Origin of the sequence: Nocardia sichangensis (assembly GCF_047200615.1) — a bacterium.
GTDB classification, from domain to species: Bacteria; Actinomycetota; Actinomycetes; order Mycobacteriales; family Mycobacteriaceae; genus Nocardia; species Nocardia sichangensis.
On record NZ_JBJZOK010000043.1, the window covers coordinates 1 to 17,235 of the forward strand.

The following is a 17,235-nucleotide window of genomic DNA, read 5'->3' on the forward strand; positions in this document are numbered from 1 at the left end:
CCACCTCAGCCCCACAGAGTATGAGACGCTGTGGCTCGACACCCAACCAAGCCCTCAACTCTCGTAAGCGCGGACCGACGAGCAGGGGCCAGATCACCTGGACCGATCACCGGGGCCCCGTCACCCGGTCACCCACGTTCATGCGCTCCACTATTCCCAATGCGCGGCAGAAGATCGTCCATGTCGGAGTGCTACACAACTCGAACCGCTGACGCAATCGCAGCGATCAGCTTCGCTCGGTCTACGGCGTCCGATCCAATCGTGGGGGCAACGACAACTTGTAGCCCGAGGGATTCGACGGCCATCCGATCCTCGCTGTCGGCCGGATCCAGGACGAAGGTGGCTGCAACACCCAGCGCGGACAACCAACCGGCAACTGACACCGGGGTAGGTTCGAGACCGAAGGCAGCCAGCAGGGCCGCGCGGGCCTGCCAGCGGTGTACATCTCTCTCGCTGTCTGGCGGGCGCCGCGCAACAAGCGGACTAATCGCTATCACTGAGTTATGCCGGGCGCGCAAAACGTCAGCAATTCCCGGTATGGCAAGGATAGGCGCCAGCGATGCAATCGGACTGGACGCCGCGAGTACGACAGTCTCCGCTGTCGATAGGGCCTCCACCACGCCAGGGCTGGGCACGGCGCCCGCGGCGCCGACATAGAGCACCTCTTCGACTCCGTTTCGGGCGCGATCCCGTACGAGCCACTCTTGGAAACTCAGCCATTCGGTGCCGATCCGGATTCGGGTCTCGAGTCGGTCATTGGTAGCGGGATGTACTCGTGCTGTCACGCCGAGCAAGCCGCCCAGAGCGGCCGTAGCTTCACTACAGGTTTTCCCACTCAGCAACATGGAGCCCCGTCGCTGATGCTGCTTGGCGTCCCGTTGTCCGATCCGGAACCAAGGCCACTCCGTGTGCGGCGTGTCGTCGAAAACATCGCCGAGAACCCCCCAACCTCGCTCCTCGTCGAAACATCCGGCCAGTGCGTAGAGAACCGAGTCGGTATCAGGACATACCGGGAACCCATTCAGCCAGAGATCATCGCCCACGTTTGTGATGAAACATGTCGATCTTTCCAGCCCCGCCGCTTGCAGAGCCAGCGCGAGGCGGGCTCCTCCAAGTCCACCAGACAGAACCGCTATCCGCGTTCGGCTCAATGGTTCGGAAATCCGTATTTGAGCGCAAGTGCCGCCAGTTCCTCGTCGCGGCGGATTCTATCATCGGGGCCGACTCGTTGAATCATCCCTGCGTCCTCAAGGTCCTGCACGACTTTCGTATCGCGCGGGAACGGGACACCGAAGCGGTTCAGGTGAAACAGTTCCTCGAAGGGAAGTCGAGGACGCTGCCCGGATGCTTCGACATCCTCGGCGGGATAGCCCACGGTCTGGAGAAGCAAAATTCGGGCCGAAGCCGGCAACCCCAGGTCATTACCGAGCCGGTTCAACCTCTGTCCGCCGAGCAGACAGCAGCCGAGGCCTTCGTCGAATGCCACGAGTGTGGCCTGAGCAATTCCCTGACCACAGTCGATCTCTGACGGTCCTGGCAGTTTCAAATTTTCATTCGCTCTGACAAAGAACGGGATCAGAGTACGTTCGAGATAATCTTTCATTTTATCGTAGTTCACCCCCATTGCCCGAGCATCGACTATTTCTCGGAGGCGCTCCGGCTGCTCGTCGACTGCAGCTGTGTCCAGGTACCAAGCAATGATGATCGGAGCGAAGTTCACTTGGTATGCGTTGGCCAAGCCTTCGAATCTTTCGAGAACCTCCCTCGGCGCAGTGGCTCGTTCAATAACCACCGCCCTCAATGCTTGAACATTACCCCAATGCGACGCTCGGCGGGCGGCCTCTAGCATCATCTGAATCTTCGCACGCTCCACCGGTCGCTCTGGATTAAGGAAGCGCACCGAACGCCGTAACCCGATGACTCGCTTGAGTTCCATTTGACATCTCCTAAACTGAAACCATGTGCGGCACTTTCGACGCCGGCACGGTAGTTCGCCAGCTCGTCCGCGTAAGCCTACTATCCACTGAATCCACGCATTTCAGCCTGGAGAACGTCGCAAATCTTCCACACGGAGCATCATCCCAGCCACCAATTTCTTATTTGTGACTTTTCTCATGCGCCTCGGGAGCGTTCGGAGACTCCAGGTCGGGACGTATGAAGCAGTCGTTGTAAATGTATCCCGTCGATACCATCACGATAGAGGCAAGGTCGTCGGCTGCTCGCGGTCCCACATGTCCGGTGTGATTCCCTCGTTGCGCAAGGACACCTTTTTCGCGCGGTGCGTTTCTGTCTTAGGCAACTCTGTCACGATTCGAATGAAGCGTGGAAGTTGAAAATCCGCCATGCGAGGTCGACAGAAATCGACGAGCTCGTGCGGTGGGATCTCAACTTCAGGCCGGAGAACGACTGCTATCGCTACCTCGTCTTCACCAAGTTCTGACGGAATGCCGTATGCAGCACACTCGAGAACGGATGGATGCATTGCGACGACCTGCTCGATCTCACTCGAGGAGATATTCTCTCCCCTCCGACGCATGAAGTGCTCATCACGATCGACGTACCAGAAGTACCCGTCAGCGTCCCGATACGCCCGATCCCCGGTATGCAGCCATCCACCACTGGTCTTCTTGGCACTGGACCTTGGATCTTTGTAGTACTTCACCTCCGCCGCTCCCTCGCTGGGCCGCGCGACCAGTTCGCCGACCTCACCCGGGCCGCAGACGCTTCCGTCAGAGCGAGCGATACGCACCTCGACTCCGGGTGGAGGTTTGCCGATCGAACCGATGGGCGCCTCGGGCCCCGCGATGGTCAAGCCACCTTCGACCGTTCCATAGAGTTCTACGATCGACACTCCGAACCGCTGCTCGAAGTCACGCCAGATGTCCTTAGGGCATGCCGCTGAAATCACCAGTCGCGCAGTATTGTTCGCATCGCCTGCGCGCGGGGACTGCTTGGCGAGGATCGGAATCATCGCGCCTAGCGCAGTGAGAACAGTCGATTCGGTTCGACTGATCTCGCCCCACATCCGTGATGCCGAGAAGCGCCGAGAAACCACGAGTTGCCCGCCCAAGCCGAACGTGCCCCAGAACGAGATGAGTGCGGCGTTCGCATGGAAAAGCGGCAAGCATGTGTAGAGCTTGTCCTCCGATACAACACCTGCCCATCGCAGAATCATACGGCCGGTCATGATGCGGGAATGAGGCAGCAACACCCCCTTCGGCAGCCCGGTCGTTCCGGACGTGTACATGACTGCCATCGGATCCGTCGGAGCCACGTCGACATCAGGCAGCGGACGCACCTCCATGAGGTCTGACCATGGTCGAGCGTCCGGTAACGCATCTACGTATGATTCTCCCACCCCGATAAAGTGCCTGATGTTGGGGAGATCATCGCGTATCGCGGCGATCGCCGAGGCCTGTTCATCTTCGACAATAACGGCCACTGCGTCCGAGTGGTTGAGAACGTAGGCGAGACCATCGCCCTTCAAGCCAGCATTCACCGGGATTACCGGATTGCCGACGCGGCTAGCACCTAACCAGGAGAGCACGAACTCCGGACGATTACGCATAAGAAGCGCGACATGTTCGCCCCGGCTGATACCGATCCTGCGCAACGCGGCTCCGACCCAGCCTGTTCGCTCCTCGAGTTCGCCGTATGTTGCGGTCCACTCGTGGATTCCGCCGCGGCCATCTGCATCCCCTTTCCCAGGGACAAATTCGAGAAACCGGCGATCCCCTCTACTGTCGGCAGCTTGCCTGATTTCATGATCTACTGTGTGCGGATTACCGGGCAAGAATAGTCACCACCTGGGCTGCGGTATCATTTCCGAGCGAACCCCCACCGTTTTGCGCGAGGGCAAGCCTTGCTTCATCGACTTGGCGGCTACCACACCGTCCCCGCAATTGCCAGGCCAGCTCACAGATCTGCGCGAGGCCGGTAGCGCCAACGGGATGTCCGCGAGCGACAAGCCCCCCGGACGTATTGACCGGACACCGGCCGCCGAGATCCGTAGCGCCGGACTCGATCAACGTGCCACCCTCGCCCGGTTCGCACAATCCGATCTCTTCATATGCCATCAGCTCGGCAGGTGACGCTGCATCATGGACCTCCACGACGTCGAGGTCGGCGGGGCCGACACCCGCCAACTCGTATGCCGACAGCACTGCTCGCCTCTCGGCGGACGGCAAATCCGAAGCCGGCAGCGACCCAGATGTGAGCACAGAAGCAAGGACACGAGGACGATTCCGCAAGCCCCGCGTCGACGCGGCCGACGCCGACATCAAGATCGTCGCTGCCGCGCCATCCCCGATCGACGAGCACATCATGCGCGTGAGCGGCTCAGCGATGACTCGGTCGTTGAGAACCTGCTGCACAGTCACCGGTTGACGGTGTTGGGCGTATGGATTCAGCGCACCGAACCGGCGATTTTTGACTGTCACCATTGCCATCTGTTCCTTGGTCATTCCGAACTGTTGGATATGCGCCCGGACACTTGCGGCGTAGAGGTCCATGAAGACCGATCTGCTCGGCGTCTCGGTCGCACCGCCGATGCTGGTCCCGCCGCCCGGCTTCCCCGTACTCAGTTCGACATCCACGGCTCCGCCGAAGGCTTTCAGTGATACTGTCTTGTCCTCGTGTGTCAATTTTTCGACACCGACAGCGAGGGCGATATCTACGGCACCCGACGCGACGGCCTGCCAGGCCACGTGGAATGCCGTGGAGCTGCTGGCACAAGCGTTTTCCACGTTTACTATTGGTATTGCGCCGATCCCGCACTCACGCAATACCACCTGACCACGAATGCACTCCTGCCCCGTGATCAGCCCGGCCATCGCATTTCCCACCGCGGCGAATTCGACGTCACCCGCCCTCAAGCCACTGTCGGCAAGAGCAGCGGCGACCGCTTCCGACGACAGACTCTTGATCCCCCGGTTCAGAAACTTTCCGAAAGTTGTCATTCCGACGCCAACAACTAATACGCCCGTCACGGCAAATCCATTTCGCCGAGCTTACCGCTACGGACCAGCGCATCCGCGGAATTTCTGAGCATGGTGATATGTCCTTTCAGTCGTACCAATTCGTGGCACGAAAAGCTCGCAAGCATCACGTCCGGCGGGGGAATCCAGCCACTCCCGCCGACCAAGCACGAACCACCGAGACTCCTGTCGCCGAGCATCCCGACCCAGGTTGCCGTCAGCAGTCGGCGACTGTGCCACAGCTCAGCAGGAACATCGGGTCTCGGTGAACCCGAAGCAATGATCGCATCTACCGTCCACTTAGTCTATTAATCGTTCACCATTCTAGTCAAGCATCCTTCAAAAACGGGTGTTATCCGTTTTTCGGACGACAGGCAAGGCTATCGGTCATTCACAAACGACGCTGCATGCCCCCGCAAGGTGCACGACGGGCTCCCAACAACCATCTCTGCAAGCATCGCCGGGACGGCGCGGGTCGCGACGAACAGCAGGCCGTGGTAATACTCGACCCACATTCGATATCCCAGCGACGAATGTCGAGGCCGTCGGATCGTTTTACAACTTGCCGACCACCCCGCGCGTCGAGCACACGCTTCGCGTTGAATGTCTCTATGCAGCCGTCTTCCAAGCGCACAAGGTGGAACACAAAGGATCCCACTCGATCGCCATAGAGCCGCGGCAGCGCTGCTGAGACCATGTTCGGGCCATTGCCCAATCTGCAGCACCTTCGTTGCGCCGTGGGCGGCGAAGACTGCCTCAAGCAGGGAGCCCCTTCTTCGCGAGCGACCGCTCCCTCAACCTGCAGCAGCGACTCTCGGGTCTGTTCGTCCGTCTATTGACACCGATCTTTCGCCGGCCATCCGTCCCCAAACGTCGAGCATCCTGCCACGGGACGCTCCCGTGTCTCGATCGACGGAATCCTAAGGCCGGAGCCAGCCACATCTCGGAGACTGTGCGCCGATCAGGCCCTGCAGGGCAAAATAGGGAAAGACGAGTTCAGGCCGATGGATCGCCAAACCCACGGCGCGCTCAGTGGACGTCGCCCCGCACACACTCGGAATGAAACTCACGCCGATTTCTCCAGGATGTGCACCCCGCAGGTCGCGCCGAGACCGATTACGTGCGCCAGCCCGACCTTGGCTCCCTCGATCTGACGCTGCCCAGCTTCTCCACGCAGGTGGCAGCAGATCTCCCAGATGTTCGCGATACCGGTAGCGGCGATCGGATGCCCCTTCGACTGAAGTCCTCCGGAAACGTTCACTGGGGTCCGGCCATCACGCCAGGTAGCGCCGGATTCGAAGAATGCCACGGCCTCGCCCTGCGGGCACAGCATCAGGTTGTCGTAGTGCACAAGCTCGGCGGTCGCGAAGCAATCGTGCAATTCGACAAGATCGAGGTCCTCGGGAGCGACTCCCGCAGCCTCGTAAGCTTGCGTCGCGGCGTTTCGTGTGAGCGTATTGATGTCCGGCAGGACCTGGCAACCTTCCCGCCAGGGGTCGCTGGCGAGTATCGACGCTGAGATCTTGACTGCACGCCTTCGCTGCTCCGGTGACAGTGTCCGCAGTTTGGCACCGGAAACGACAACAGCAGCTGCGGCGCCATCGCAGTTTGCCGAGCACATCGGGCGGGTGTTCGGGTATGCGATCATGACGTCGTTCTTGATCTCATCGAGAGTGAACCTTTTCTGGTATGCCGCCAGTGGGTTCAGTGTTGAGTGCGCATGGTTCTTCTCGCTAATTCTCGCGAATAAATCGAAGCTCGTTCCGCCGTAACGATAGCCGTACTCCATGCCGATCTGGGCGAATACACCCGGCATCGTTTCGGTGCCCAACCGGCCGTCGACGGGAGCGACAGCTCCATAACGGCCCGCGGGAATCCATGTCTCGCCATCGGCGGCTCGCGTCCCCCCGATCAGAAGGCCCGCGCCCGAGAGCTTTTCGACCCCGACAGCAAGGCCGAAATCGCATTCGCCTGCCTTGATCGCCATGAGCGCAGTGCGTAGTGCGGTCGCGCCTGTGGCGCAAGCATTCGCGACGTTGTAGACCGGTATGCCGGTTTGGCCGATCTGTTTCTGCAACAGCTGCCCGATACCGCCGACACCCATGAGGTTTCCTGCCGCCAAGATGCCGATGTCACGCATGCTCACACCGGCGTCGGTAAGGGCGCCCCGGGCGGCCTCCGCAGCGAGGTCCACTCTGTCGAGGTCGGCGTGCTTACCGAACTTCGTCATATGGATTCCGAGGATCCAAAGGTCATCACTCGACATCTTCCGCTCCACTCTGAGTAGGTTCGAATCCGAAACCGATTGCCTCGATCCGGTCCTTGTCCAGTCCAACCGAGAATGTGGTCAGACGGACTTGCATTCCGAGCCGGACGCGCTCCGGATCCGACCCTACGTTGAGGATATTCGCGCGCACCCACGTGCCCGCGCAGTCGACGATGCCGGCGACGAACGGTACCGCAACGCCTGGTGCCGCATGCCAAACAATGGTGAACGATCGCAGTACACCCTTGGTCGGGATCGGAACCATGTGGAAGCTGTCACCACAGCACGCCGCGCATCCGTTCCGCCGGTCCAGATAACGAGCTTTGCACCCCGTGCATTCTCGCGCGATCAGATGCGGCTGTGCGCCCAGGACCAGGTAATCAACCAATGGGATGGTGTTGTTCATAAGTTTCCACTCGCCCAGCAATGTCCAACGAACCGCAGTTTCGTGCTCATCCGTTCGGTTGGACATTGTCTCGTTCAGATAAGTTCGTGTTCGGCTGCATCGTTCACTGCTAGCGCCCTCTGAAGATCGGTCTCCTTCTTTCGCGAAAGGCTTGCACTCCTTCCTTGGCGTCTTCGGTGTCTCGTGTTCGTATTCGCATCATCTGCTCCAACTCGATTTGATCCTCGAGCCTGCGACCGAACGATTCGCGAACCAGTCGCTTGTCGAGCTCGATGACGAAGGAGGGACCCGCAGCGATCTCACGAGCGAGCTCGGTGGCCCGCTCGAGAAGCATGTCGTGTGTGACAACTTCCGTAACCAGCCCGATCTCGAGAGCCTCGGCCGCCTCGATCATCCGACCCGTGTATATGAGCTCGAGCGCCCGGTCCACGCCGACGATCCGGGGCAGATACCAGGTGGTACCCGTGTCAGCGACCAACGCGCGGCGAACGAAGACAGCAGAGAACGAAGCGTTGGTCGATGCAATTCGGATATCGCAGGCTAGCGCGAGAGACAACCCTCCTCCGGCGGCCACCCCATTAACTGCCGCTATGACCGGCTTTTTGCAGTGATACACGTCAGCGGTAGTGAGTTCTCGACTACGGATCTTGCCGGACCGGCCGCGGCGCGGACGTGAGTCGGCTGCAGCACCTGGATCCAGTCCGGACAAGTCCGTTCCCGAACAGAAGCCCCGGCCTTCGCCGGTGACTATCAGGACCTTCACGTCGTCGTCTGTGTTCACCCGCGCGATGACGGTTTCGATCTCCGCCCAACTCGCCCAAGACAGGGCATTCAAGATCGCCGGGCGGTTCAGAGTGAGCGTTGCGACGCCGCCGTCGACGTCGAACCGGATGTCCTGGAACTGCTGCACCGCCGTACCATACCTCTCCATTGGTAAACTGTCACTAGCCTGATCAAGATCTTCCAAATCGCCGTTTACGCAGATAGATTGACTCGATGGACACTCAAGAGTATATAGGTACTAGCTCTATTTCAGTTCTGGAGAGGTGTGGGAGTCCTTGTTAGCGCCATCACTGGATAGCTTCCGACTCGAAGTCCGAGAGTGGCTGGACAGCAGTGCCACCCTGCGTCCCGTCGACGACAACAATCAGCGCTTCGGCGTGGGCTCCGACTCGGTGGCACTGTTCCATCACTTGAGTCACGAGGATGAACGCGGCGTGGTCGACGCCCACCGTCAGTGGATCCGGCGAAAGTTCGATGCCGGCTTTGCCAACGTTTCGTGGGAGCAGAAGTGGGGTGGCCGCGGGCTCCCCCAGCAGTTCGAACACATCTTCGACGAAGAAGAACGGCGCTACGTCGTTCCACCACTGCACGAGTGTGTCGGTATCACGCGGGGAATAATCGCCCCGACCATCCGCGAGATCGGCACCGAAAGCCAACGGGAGCGATTCCTGCGGCCGATGCTGCGCGGCGACGAGGTGTGGTGTCAGCTCTTTTCCGAACCCTCGGCGGGCTCGGACCTCGCGGGGCTCTCCACGACTGCGACGCGCGATGGTTCCGACTGGCTGATCAACGGCCAGAAAGTCTGGACTTCTGGAGCGCAGTTCGCCGACTGGGGATACATCATCTGTCGAACGAACCCCGACGCCCCCAAGCATCAGGGCCTCACCGCTTTCCTGGTCCCGATGACGGCCCAAGGGGTCGACGTACGCCCGCTTCGGCAGATGACCGGCGGCTCCTCATTCAACGAAGTGTTCTTCACCGACGTACGGGTCCCCGATGAGAACCGGCTCGGCGATGTGGGGGCGGGATGGCGCGTCGCGTTGACCACACTCCGTTTCGAGCGAAGCTTCAGCAAGGTGTCGAACACGCTGCAAAGCACCACAAGGCTGATCGACCTGGCCCAGCACCTCGGTGTCAACAACGACCCGCACATACGGCAGCTTCTCGCCAGTGCGTACACATGCGAGGTACTTCAAGATCTGACGGGACGCCGGGTCCGCGCCTCGATTCGATCCGGAGAGCTGCCTGGACCAGAAGGATCGATCGGGAAAGTATTCCGCACCGACACCTATCAACTTCTGAATCGTGTTGCGACTGCGATTCTCGGCCCGCGGTTGATCGCGGACACGGGCGAGTGGGGGACCTTCGCGTGGGCCGAGCACGTGGTGGGCACACCCGGATGGCGAGTCGCCGGTGGCACCGACGAGATCCAACGAAACATCATCGCCGAGCAAGTTCTCCAGTTGCCACGCGAGCCGCGGCTCGACAAGGATGTTCCCTTCCGCGAGAGGCCACGATAGGCCCCGTCGACAACCACCTCGAGGACTTTCGGTGCACCGATACGCACCATCAGCTTTCAACTACCGCACGTAAACGAAGGAGAGGCCAGAATGGGAGCTTTGGACGGCAGAGTAGCCGTCATCACAGGAGCCGGTCGAGGAATCGGACGCGAGCATGCGTTGCTGTTCGCCGCCGAAGGGGCCCGCGTCGTGGTCAACGATCTGGGAGGTGACGAGGCCGGCGCAGGAGCCGATACTTCACCCGCTCAAGAGGTGGTCGATGCGATCCGTGCGGCGGGTGGTGAAGCAATCGCAAACCACGATGACGTTGCCGATTGGGACGGCGCGCGTCGGCTCGTGCAGAGTGCGGTCGATACGTTCGGTGATCTGCATGTCCTGGTCAACAATGCAGGAATCCTCCGCGACCGGATGCTCGTCAACATGACAGAGGACGATTGGGATGATGTAGTCAGAGTGCACCTCAAAGGCCACTTCGCACCAACGCGTTGGGCCGCCGTGTATTGGCGCGACCAGGCGAAATCCGGGCGCCGCGTCAACGCATCGATCATCAATACATCGTCCACGTCGGGATTGTTCGGCAATATCGGTCAATCGAACTATGGAGCCGCCAAGAGCGGCATCGCCTCCATGACAATAATCAACCAAATGGAGCTCGGCCGGTATGGGGTACGCGTGAACGCGATTGCACCGGCGGCGCGGACTCGGTTGACGATGACCATTCCGGGCGCTCCGACGGCACAGCCCACAGTTGACCCAAACGATTTCGATGCCGGCGATCCCGCAAATATTTCGCCATTTGTCGCGTATCTGGCCACAGAGAAATGCCCGATCGAAGGAAGGATCTTCTTTGTTCGCGGTGGACGCGTGAGTCTCTTCCAACCCTGGGCGATTGTCGATGACATCGAGCACGAGACGATGTGGACGGTCAGCGAGCTCGAGAACCAAGCGGCTCGATTCATGGCCACAAAGTTCAACTTGCGAAACCCCTTCCCAAAAATTGCGTCCACGTAGGAGACTCCGATGCCGATCGACCTTACGAGCGTGGGCCGCGAGACAGGCCCCCGGGAGGTCTGGTGGAACAGCTCGCATGCCCTTCTCTATGCAGCCGCAGTTGGCTGCCCCCCAGAGGACCTGCAATTCCTGACCGAGAATTCAGTGGGTGTCCGGCAAATGGTGCTTCCCACTTTCGCCTGTGTCGCCGGTGGGGCCAGAGCCTTCGCGGTGGAGCCAGGAACCGTTGATGAACCCTCGAGGCAACGGCCACCCATCTTCGACGGTGGGTTCGGCGAGGTCGACTTGAGTTCACTTCTCCACGGTGAGCAGCGGGTGGAGCTGGCTGGGCCGCTTCCGACCGAAGCAAGGGTCAAGTTGTGGACCAAGGTTCTCTCCATCTGGGACAAAGGTTCGGCGGCTGTCGTGCGCACCGAGTCTCGAGCGCACGACGCCGCCACCGGCAACCTGCTCTACAAAACGGGTAGCACCTGGTTTATCAGGGGTGCCGGCGGGTTCGGAGGCGACCGCGGTCCCTCGGGCGCACAAAATACCCTGCCGCATAGGAGGGCCGACGACGAAGTCACGTATCAAACGGTCGAAGTACAGCCATTTCTGTATCGGCTCACCGGAGACAGAAATCCTCTTCACACCGATCCCACCTTTGCCACCGGTGCCGGTTTCAGCAGACCCATCATGCATGGCATGTGCACGTACGGTTTCACCGCGCGAGCTCTCGTCGATCGCTTGTGCGGGTCCGACGTGAGTCGCTTCGTCTCCATGGAAGGACGCTTCTCCAAGCCAGCGCTCCCCGGCGACACACTGACGGTGAAGCTATGGGTGGACGATAACTACGCTCATTTTCAGACCCAGACTCAGCGAGGCGATGTCGTGATCAGCCACGGACGCTGCCAGTTCACAGACTGATAGAGGATCGAGCATGACGATTTCATCGCTGGAAGAACAGCAAGACCTCAGGCGCACAGTACGCGCTTTTCTCGAGACCAAGTCTCCCGAGACAGAAGTACGTAGATTGATGGAGACTCGAGAGGGCTACGATCCGGATGTCTGGCAGCAGTTGGGCACTCAACTGGGACTCTTGGGCCTTACGATACCGGAAGAATTGGGTGGTTCGGGCACAAGTTTCGTCGAACTGTGCATCGCAATGGAAGAGATGGGAGCCGCGCTGTTGTGCGCTCCGTACTTTTCCACCGTGGTACTGGCATCCACCACCCTCTTGCAGGCAGCAGATGCTGCCATGCAGAAAGAATACCTTCCGCTCATTGCCGCAGGCGAACTCATAGCCACCATCGCCCTCACAGAGGAATCGGGACGATGGGATGAATCCGGCGTAGCCATGCGTGCATCGAAGTCCGGCGTCGAGTGGAAGCTCGATGGTACGAAGATGTTCGTACTCGACGGCTGCACCGCCGACCTGGTGATCACTTGTGCTCGCACTGATGCAGGCATCTCACTGTTCGCCGTGGACGCATCGGCGCCCGGACTGACGCGGACTTCCATGAACACCATGGACCGAACCCGCAAGCAGGCGCGACTGGAATTTCGCGGCGCGCCAGGTCGGTTGATCGGCGCTGAAGGAACCGGCTGGAAGGTCCTCGGGCAGGTACTGGATCTGGCTGCGATCGCCCTCGCTGCTGAACAGGTGGGTGGGACACAGCGGTGTCTGGACATGGCGCTGACACACGCGCGGAATCGAATCCAGTTCGGTCGCCCCATCGGCTCTTTTCAAGCCATCAAGCACAAGTGTTCGAACATCCTCATTGGCCTCGAGTCGGCCAAGTCGGCGGTATACCACGCGGCATCATGCGCCGCCGAGTCGAGCAGCGAAGTACCAGTCATGGCATCGCTAGCCAAGGCACATTGTTCCGACACATTTTTTCATGCAGCGGCAGAGAACATACAGATCCATGGTGGAATCGGATTCACCTGGGAACATTCCGCTCACCTCTACTTCAAGAGGGCCAAGGCCTCCGAAGTGCTGTTCGGCGACGGAATCTATCATCGGGAGCAACTCGCACAACGAATTGGTATATAACTCTGTGTCGCTTCTGATCGATCGCGTGAGAGCATGAAGAAGTATTATCTCGCTTCCAGGTGGAGACCTGAACCACCAAAACTACGACGCGCCCATCAGGTCAGTCGATGAGAAGCATTCAACGACAGCGAGCCGGAAGGGCGCTGCGCCAGCTCGCTCACACCCTCGTCACTACCAACGTCTCTGAGGCGATCCTGCGGACCGCCGCCGACGACCTCGCGGAACTCGCCAATCGACTCGAAGTCCGTCTGGCGCAGTCCCCGCACGAGTCCGAAAGACGATCTCATTGGAATGAGACCCACCCTTTCACCGGCCTGGGCAGTCCGTTGGCGCCCCCTCTCACACTACTCGAGCACCGGGGCGGTCATTCCATTGTCGTCGGCGCCTATAGCCCAGCCTACGAAGGCATTCCAGGCCGCGTACACGGCGGCTTCGTAGCCGCGGGCTTCGACGTCGCGATGGCTTGGGCCGCGCATTCCGCCGGCTATGCAGGCGTTACTGGCACCTTGACAACCCGCTTTGTCAAGCCGGTACCGCTGCTGGCGCCCGTTCGATACACGGCCACCATGGAGCGAGTACAACGTCGCAAAGTATTCCTCACAGCAGTGCTTACAAGCGGCCCGGAATGTCTGGCCCGGGCAGAGGGCGTGTGGATCACACCACGGAGATACAGCGCGTAGTGGCGCGCTCGTCACCGACGGACTGTGCTGTCTGCCCCGGCCAAAGAATCCTGAAGTGGAAGGTGAGGTTCCGACTCATATCTCCGGTACCGGTTTCGTGGTCGGGGTAGCGGGCCGGGCGGTTCGACTCCTGAGGTTCCTGTTGCCGAATGATTCTCGGCTGACTCTGCGGGGGTATGTCGCGCCACGCGGCCTGCGTTCGCGGCGTGACCGAAGAGAAGCATGACCACAAGATCGAATCTTCGGCGGAGGGCCGCAACCCGGCGTCGGCTACACCCGCCGGAATTCTGGCAGATGCACACAATGGGTGACAACAGGCAGCCAGCTCGGCGGCTTGCCTGGCAACCAGTCAGGGAGTAGAAGCCAAGATCCACATGATCTCGTCGTTCGATTTCCAGGCTGCGGAGGACCGAGCCGTGGGCTACCGGCAAGCTGGACGTCGTCGGTCGAGCTGGGCTCGGAGATTGCCTGGTCGAAGTAGGCGCGGACTTCCTGAATACGTCCGTCCTCATCGAGGTCGTCGACGTCGATACCCGACCAGTTCACTGGTGCGCCGGTGTTTGTGACATCCGCGAGTTCGCAGACAGTTCTCATCAGCGGAGCAGGCCGCCGGGATGCGGGTCACTCTCGTCGCACCGTACTTCGAAGAAGGCGATTGTTCCGTAAGTGTCGAGGTTGTAGCTGGTGAATCGACTCGCAAGTTGACGATCCAGTTCTTGGAGTGTGTCGGCAGTGTTGTGGAACATTCCGGTGCGGTTGAACGCCGCGAGCATGCGGCGTCCCGCGAAGGTGTGCGCGGCCCCGTCGCCGAGGATAGTGGTGCCGAAGATCCGGGCCCCGGGAGCAGCGACTGCGGCGGCATGGTCGAACACGACCGCCTTGTCTGCCATCGATCCCGGCAAGCAGTGCAGGACAAAGTTCAATGCGATCGAATCGAAGCGGGCTGTACCGAGCCGGAATGGGCGAAGTATATCTCTGCGATAGGTTTGTGGCCGCCAGGCCGCCAGGCGACGCGCGGCGTGAGTGAGCACGTTTTGGTTGAGATCCACCAGCGTTAGCTGAGTCTGGGCGGAACCGGGCTTGCCGCGCCGAAGAAGGTATCCGGTACCAGGACCGAGTTCCAGATGCCTGGCTCCAACATTCCGGTCGTAGAGATCGAGGATGCGGCGAATGGGAACCCCCCACACCTTCGGGGTAACGACCCCAAGGACGACGAGGTCGTAGAAGGACAACAGGGGGCGTGAATATATCCGCGCTCCGCGCCATGCGGACTGCGGGGTGGGAGCGTCGGGTTCGGTTGCCATGATTGCCTCCTTGGATACTGTCGGAACGCCAAAACTCAAGCTACACATAGTATCTCAAATATTCAGGGACTGGTGATTGCTGCAGTCCGAGTCGGCGGGCTGCACGCAGAGGGTAGGAATAGACCCCGGCGGGGATCGTGCTGCCGCAACTCGCAGGCTCCCTGAAAAGTTGCTGCCGATATCGAGAAGATGCTCCATCATCACCCTTTGTCGAGGCGGTGCCCTCGATGCCCAGCAGTGAAGTCAGGGCCGGCGCCCGCATCTGCTGATGGTCGGCGACGGCTCTGCCTTCGCTTCAGCCGACCACCCCGCCTCCTACGCCGACATCGCCTCGCTCAGCAACCGCACCGACAAGCACCATCCGCAGCGGGCACCCCCTCCGATCCGGCAACGCCGCCCCATCCGCCCGATCCGACGACGCTGCGACGTCCTCTACGCCATGCCCGAGGAACCACCCCTACCTCATGCCGGAGACGGTAGCCGCTTGACGAAAGCCATGGGGCCACCCGCCAACACCCGGAACCGCCACGACGCCTTGCGGATCCGCGATAGAACGGCCGAGTTTGAATCGGCGCCGAATCGCTGGACCGGCGACCAGATGCCCGGCGGCGGCACTTCGCCTCGCACACCGCCCCAGGTTGAGGTCGAGGACTCCGCCGCTGGAACGGCCTGCTTGCCAACTGTTGCTGCACACAATTCCGCGATCCGCGGACGCGAAGTGATGCTTGACACTCATCCCCGAGGGGTACAGACTATCATCTGTGTACTTCCCACCGATAATATGCAGTACACCTTCATAATATGAAGTACATATCGCGCCCCGACCGCTAATAGTCGATTACATTGCAGAAGCGGTCGACAGCGCCGGTTGTTGACTCCTCCGGATCGCCTGCGTCTCTGCAACACCAAAGTGGCGGCGTGTGGATATCGCGTGTGTTCCACCAGCACGCAGAAGCATCGGGCGCACGCAACTACTGCCGGAGTCGACAACCGGCGCAAGCGAAGGGATAGAAGATGCGAGCCAGCCTGTGGTATGCCGCAGTAGCGACCTGCTGCGTCGCAGTGAGCGCGTGTGGGGGGGCGTCGGAGAGTTCACCTGATGCCAGCGGCAATGTAGCCGCACGACTCGACGGCAAGCCAGTGACTCCTTGGGTGTTGATCGACCAATCGAACACGCAGGGTGCATACGACGGCGTGGTCGCCGAATACAAGGCGGCGGCAGATGCGGTGAATGCTGCGGGAGGTGTTCACGGCCGCCCGCTGGAACTTCAAATTTGCGATACTGCACTGAATCCGAACACTGCTGCGAGTTGCGCGCGTCGCGCCATCGAGGCAGGCGCACCTGCAGTCATGGATCTCTCCTTCGGGGCAACGGCATTCACCCCCATCCTGCAGGAAGCCAATATCGCCGACGTCGGCGCGTCCATGACGTCACCGGCCCAGTTCACCTCACCCATCTCCTTCCCACTGTGGGCGGGTGGGGCCGGCAACCTGGTGGGGTTGGGCGCAGCCGCGGGCCGACTCAGCTGTCAGAAGGCGACCATGGTGACCGACGCTGGAGCAGTGGCGAGCGCGGGTGAGACCGCGGCCGCTGCGTATGGGGCTGCGCGTGCCGCAGGCGTAGATACCGGGGATCCGATTTCAGCACCCGCCGGCACTCCTGACTGGACGTCGCAAATCGCGACGGCGACCAAAGCGGGGGCTGATTGCCTGCTGCTCGTCGCTATGCCGGCCGACGTCGTCGCCCAGATCAAAGCGGCGCACACCGTCGCCCCCAAGGCGAAGATCATCACGCTCGGAGCCCAGCTGTCCGAAGCATCGGTCAAAGCACTCGGCTCACTGCTCGACGGGGTAAACGTCGTCAACCTGGCATTGCCGAAATCTGCAGCAACCACCGACCCTGGCGTCGCGAAGTGGGTGAAGGAGACGGAGACCCACAGCTCCAATCGCGACTACGGTGCCGAGAGCGCCAATGCATGGGCTGCGGTCAAGCTGTTCGCAGATGTCGCCGCACGCGTTCCCGAAATCAACGCGAAATCGATCTTGGACGAACTCAATCAACTCACCGACTACGATCCCGGCGTGTTTCCCAAAGTGTCTTTCGCGAGCCCCGCGACCAACCCGATCGGTCCGCGACTGTTCAACTCCGGCGTGGTGTTCGCCCACTACGACGGCGGAAAGTTGGTGCTCGACTCGCCGACGTTCATAGATCCGTATACCGGCAAAACACTGGATTGAGCGACTGAGGAGAAGC

14 protein-coding genes are annotated in these 17,235 nt (G+C 60.7%); 6 read left to right on the top strand and 8 right to left on the bottom strand.

What is annotated here, in order from left to right; all coding sequences use genetic code 11:
- Positions 1-191 precede the first annotated feature (191 nt).
- The 7 genes from ACL03I_RS35790 to ACL03I_RS35820 form a co-directional block, all read right to left on the bottom strand.
- Positions 192-1,151 (bottom strand): 2-phospho-L-lactate transferase CofD family protein, encoded by a 960-nt coding sequence (locus ACL03I_RS35790; protein ID WP_412808175.1) that lies wholly within the window; start codon positions 1,149-1,151, stop codon positions 192-194.
- A complete protein-coding gene (locus tag ACL03I_RS35795; RefSeq protein WP_412808176.1) occupies positions 1,148-1,936 on the bottom strand; it encodes a nitroreductase family protein in 789 nt (262 codons plus the stop codon). The genes ACL03I_RS35790 and ACL03I_RS35795 overlap by 4 nt, the downstream gene beginning before the upstream one ends.
- Positions 1,937-2,191: 255 nt before the next feature.
- Positions 2,192-3,793 (bottom strand): AMP-binding protein, encoded by a 1,602-nt coding sequence (locus ACL03I_RS35800; protein WP_412808177.1) that lies wholly within the window; start codon positions 3,791-3,793, stop codon positions 2,192-2,194.
- Positions 3,783-4,988 carry a thiolase family protein gene (locus ACL03I_RS35805; RefSeq protein ID WP_412808178.1) on the bottom strand — a complete coding sequence of 402 codons (1,206 nt, stop codon included), beginning with the start codon at positions 4,986-4,988 and terminating at the stop codon, positions 3,783-3,785. The genes ACL03I_RS35800 and ACL03I_RS35805 overlap by 11 nt, the downstream gene beginning before the upstream one ends.
- Before the next feature lie 1,054 nt (positions 4,989-6,042).
- A complete protein-coding gene (locus tag ACL03I_RS35810; protein WP_412808179.1) occupies positions 6,043-7,242 on the bottom strand; it encodes a thiolase family protein in 1,200 nt (399 codons plus the stop codon).
- Positions 7,232-7,714 carry a Zn-ribbon domain-containing OB-fold protein gene (locus tag ACL03I_RS35815; protein WP_412808180.1) on the bottom strand — a complete coding sequence of 161 codons (483 nt, stop codon included), beginning with the start codon at positions 7,712-7,714 and terminating at the stop codon, positions 7,232-7,234. Before ACL03I_RS35815 ends, ACL03I_RS35810 begins: the two co-directional genes overlap by 11 nt.
- A gap of 43 nt (positions 7,715-7,757) precedes the next feature.
- Complete coding sequence (locus ACL03I_RS35820; RefSeq protein WP_412808181.1) at positions 7,758-8,558, bottom strand: enoyl-CoA hydratase/isomerase family protein; 801 nt, start codon at positions 8,556-8,558, stop codon at positions 7,758-7,760.
- A gap of 136 nt (positions 8,559-8,694) precedes the next feature.
- On the opposite strand from ACL03I_RS35820, the gene ACL03I_RS35825 reads away from it, so the two are divergent.
- The 5 genes from ACL03I_RS35825 to ACL03I_RS35845 all read left to right on the top strand — a co-directional run bounded on the left by ACL03I_RS35825 (position 8,695) and on the right by ACL03I_RS35845 (position 13,677).
- Positions 8,695-9,951 carry an acyl-CoA dehydrogenase family protein gene (locus ACL03I_RS35825; protein WP_412808182.1) on the top strand — a complete coding sequence of 419 codons (1,257 nt, stop codon included), beginning with the start codon at positions 8,695-8,697 and terminating at the stop codon, positions 9,949-9,951.
- Between the two features lie 90 nt (positions 9,952-10,041).
- On the top strand, positions 10,042-10,962 hold the full coding sequence (locus ACL03I_RS35830; protein ID WP_412808183.1) for an SDR family oxidoreductase: 921 nt from the start codon (positions 10,042-10,044) through the stop codon (positions 10,960-10,962).
- Positions 10,963-10,971: 9 nt separating this feature from the next.
- Positions 10,972-11,868: a MaoC/PaaZ C-terminal domain-containing protein gene (locus ACL03I_RS35835; RefSeq protein WP_412808184.1), complete on the top strand. Its 897-nt coding sequence runs from the start codon at positions 10,972-10,974 to the stop codon at positions 11,866-11,868.
- A 13-nt stretch (positions 11,869-11,881) separates the two neighbouring features.
- Complete coding sequence (locus ACL03I_RS35840; RefSeq protein ID WP_412808185.1) at positions 11,882-12,997, top strand: acyl-CoA dehydrogenase family protein; 1,116 nt, start codon at positions 11,882-11,884, stop codon at positions 12,995-12,997.
- 107 nt (positions 12,998-13,104) lie between these two features.
- On the top strand, positions 13,105-13,677 hold the full coding sequence (locus ACL03I_RS35845; protein ID WP_412808186.1) for a PaaI family thioesterase: 573 nt from the start codon (positions 13,105-13,107) through the stop codon (positions 13,675-13,677).
- A 593-nt stretch (positions 13,678-14,270) separates the two neighbouring features.
- Here ACL03I_RS35845 and ACL03I_RS35850 read toward each other — a convergent pair.
- Entirely contained in the window at positions 14,271-14,981 is a 711-nt protein-coding gene (locus ACL03I_RS35850) for a class I SAM-dependent methyltransferase (protein WP_412808187.1), read from the bottom strand.
- 1,152 nt (positions 14,982-16,133) lie between these two features.
- On the opposite strand from ACL03I_RS35850, the gene ACL03I_RS35855 reads away from it, so the two are divergent.
- Positions 16,134-17,219, top strand: coding sequence for an ABC transporter substrate-binding protein (locus ACL03I_RS35855; RefSeq protein WP_412808188.1), 1,086 nt, complete (start codon positions 16,134-16,136; stop codon positions 17,217-17,219).
- Positions 17,220-17,235: the final 16 nt, after the last annotated feature.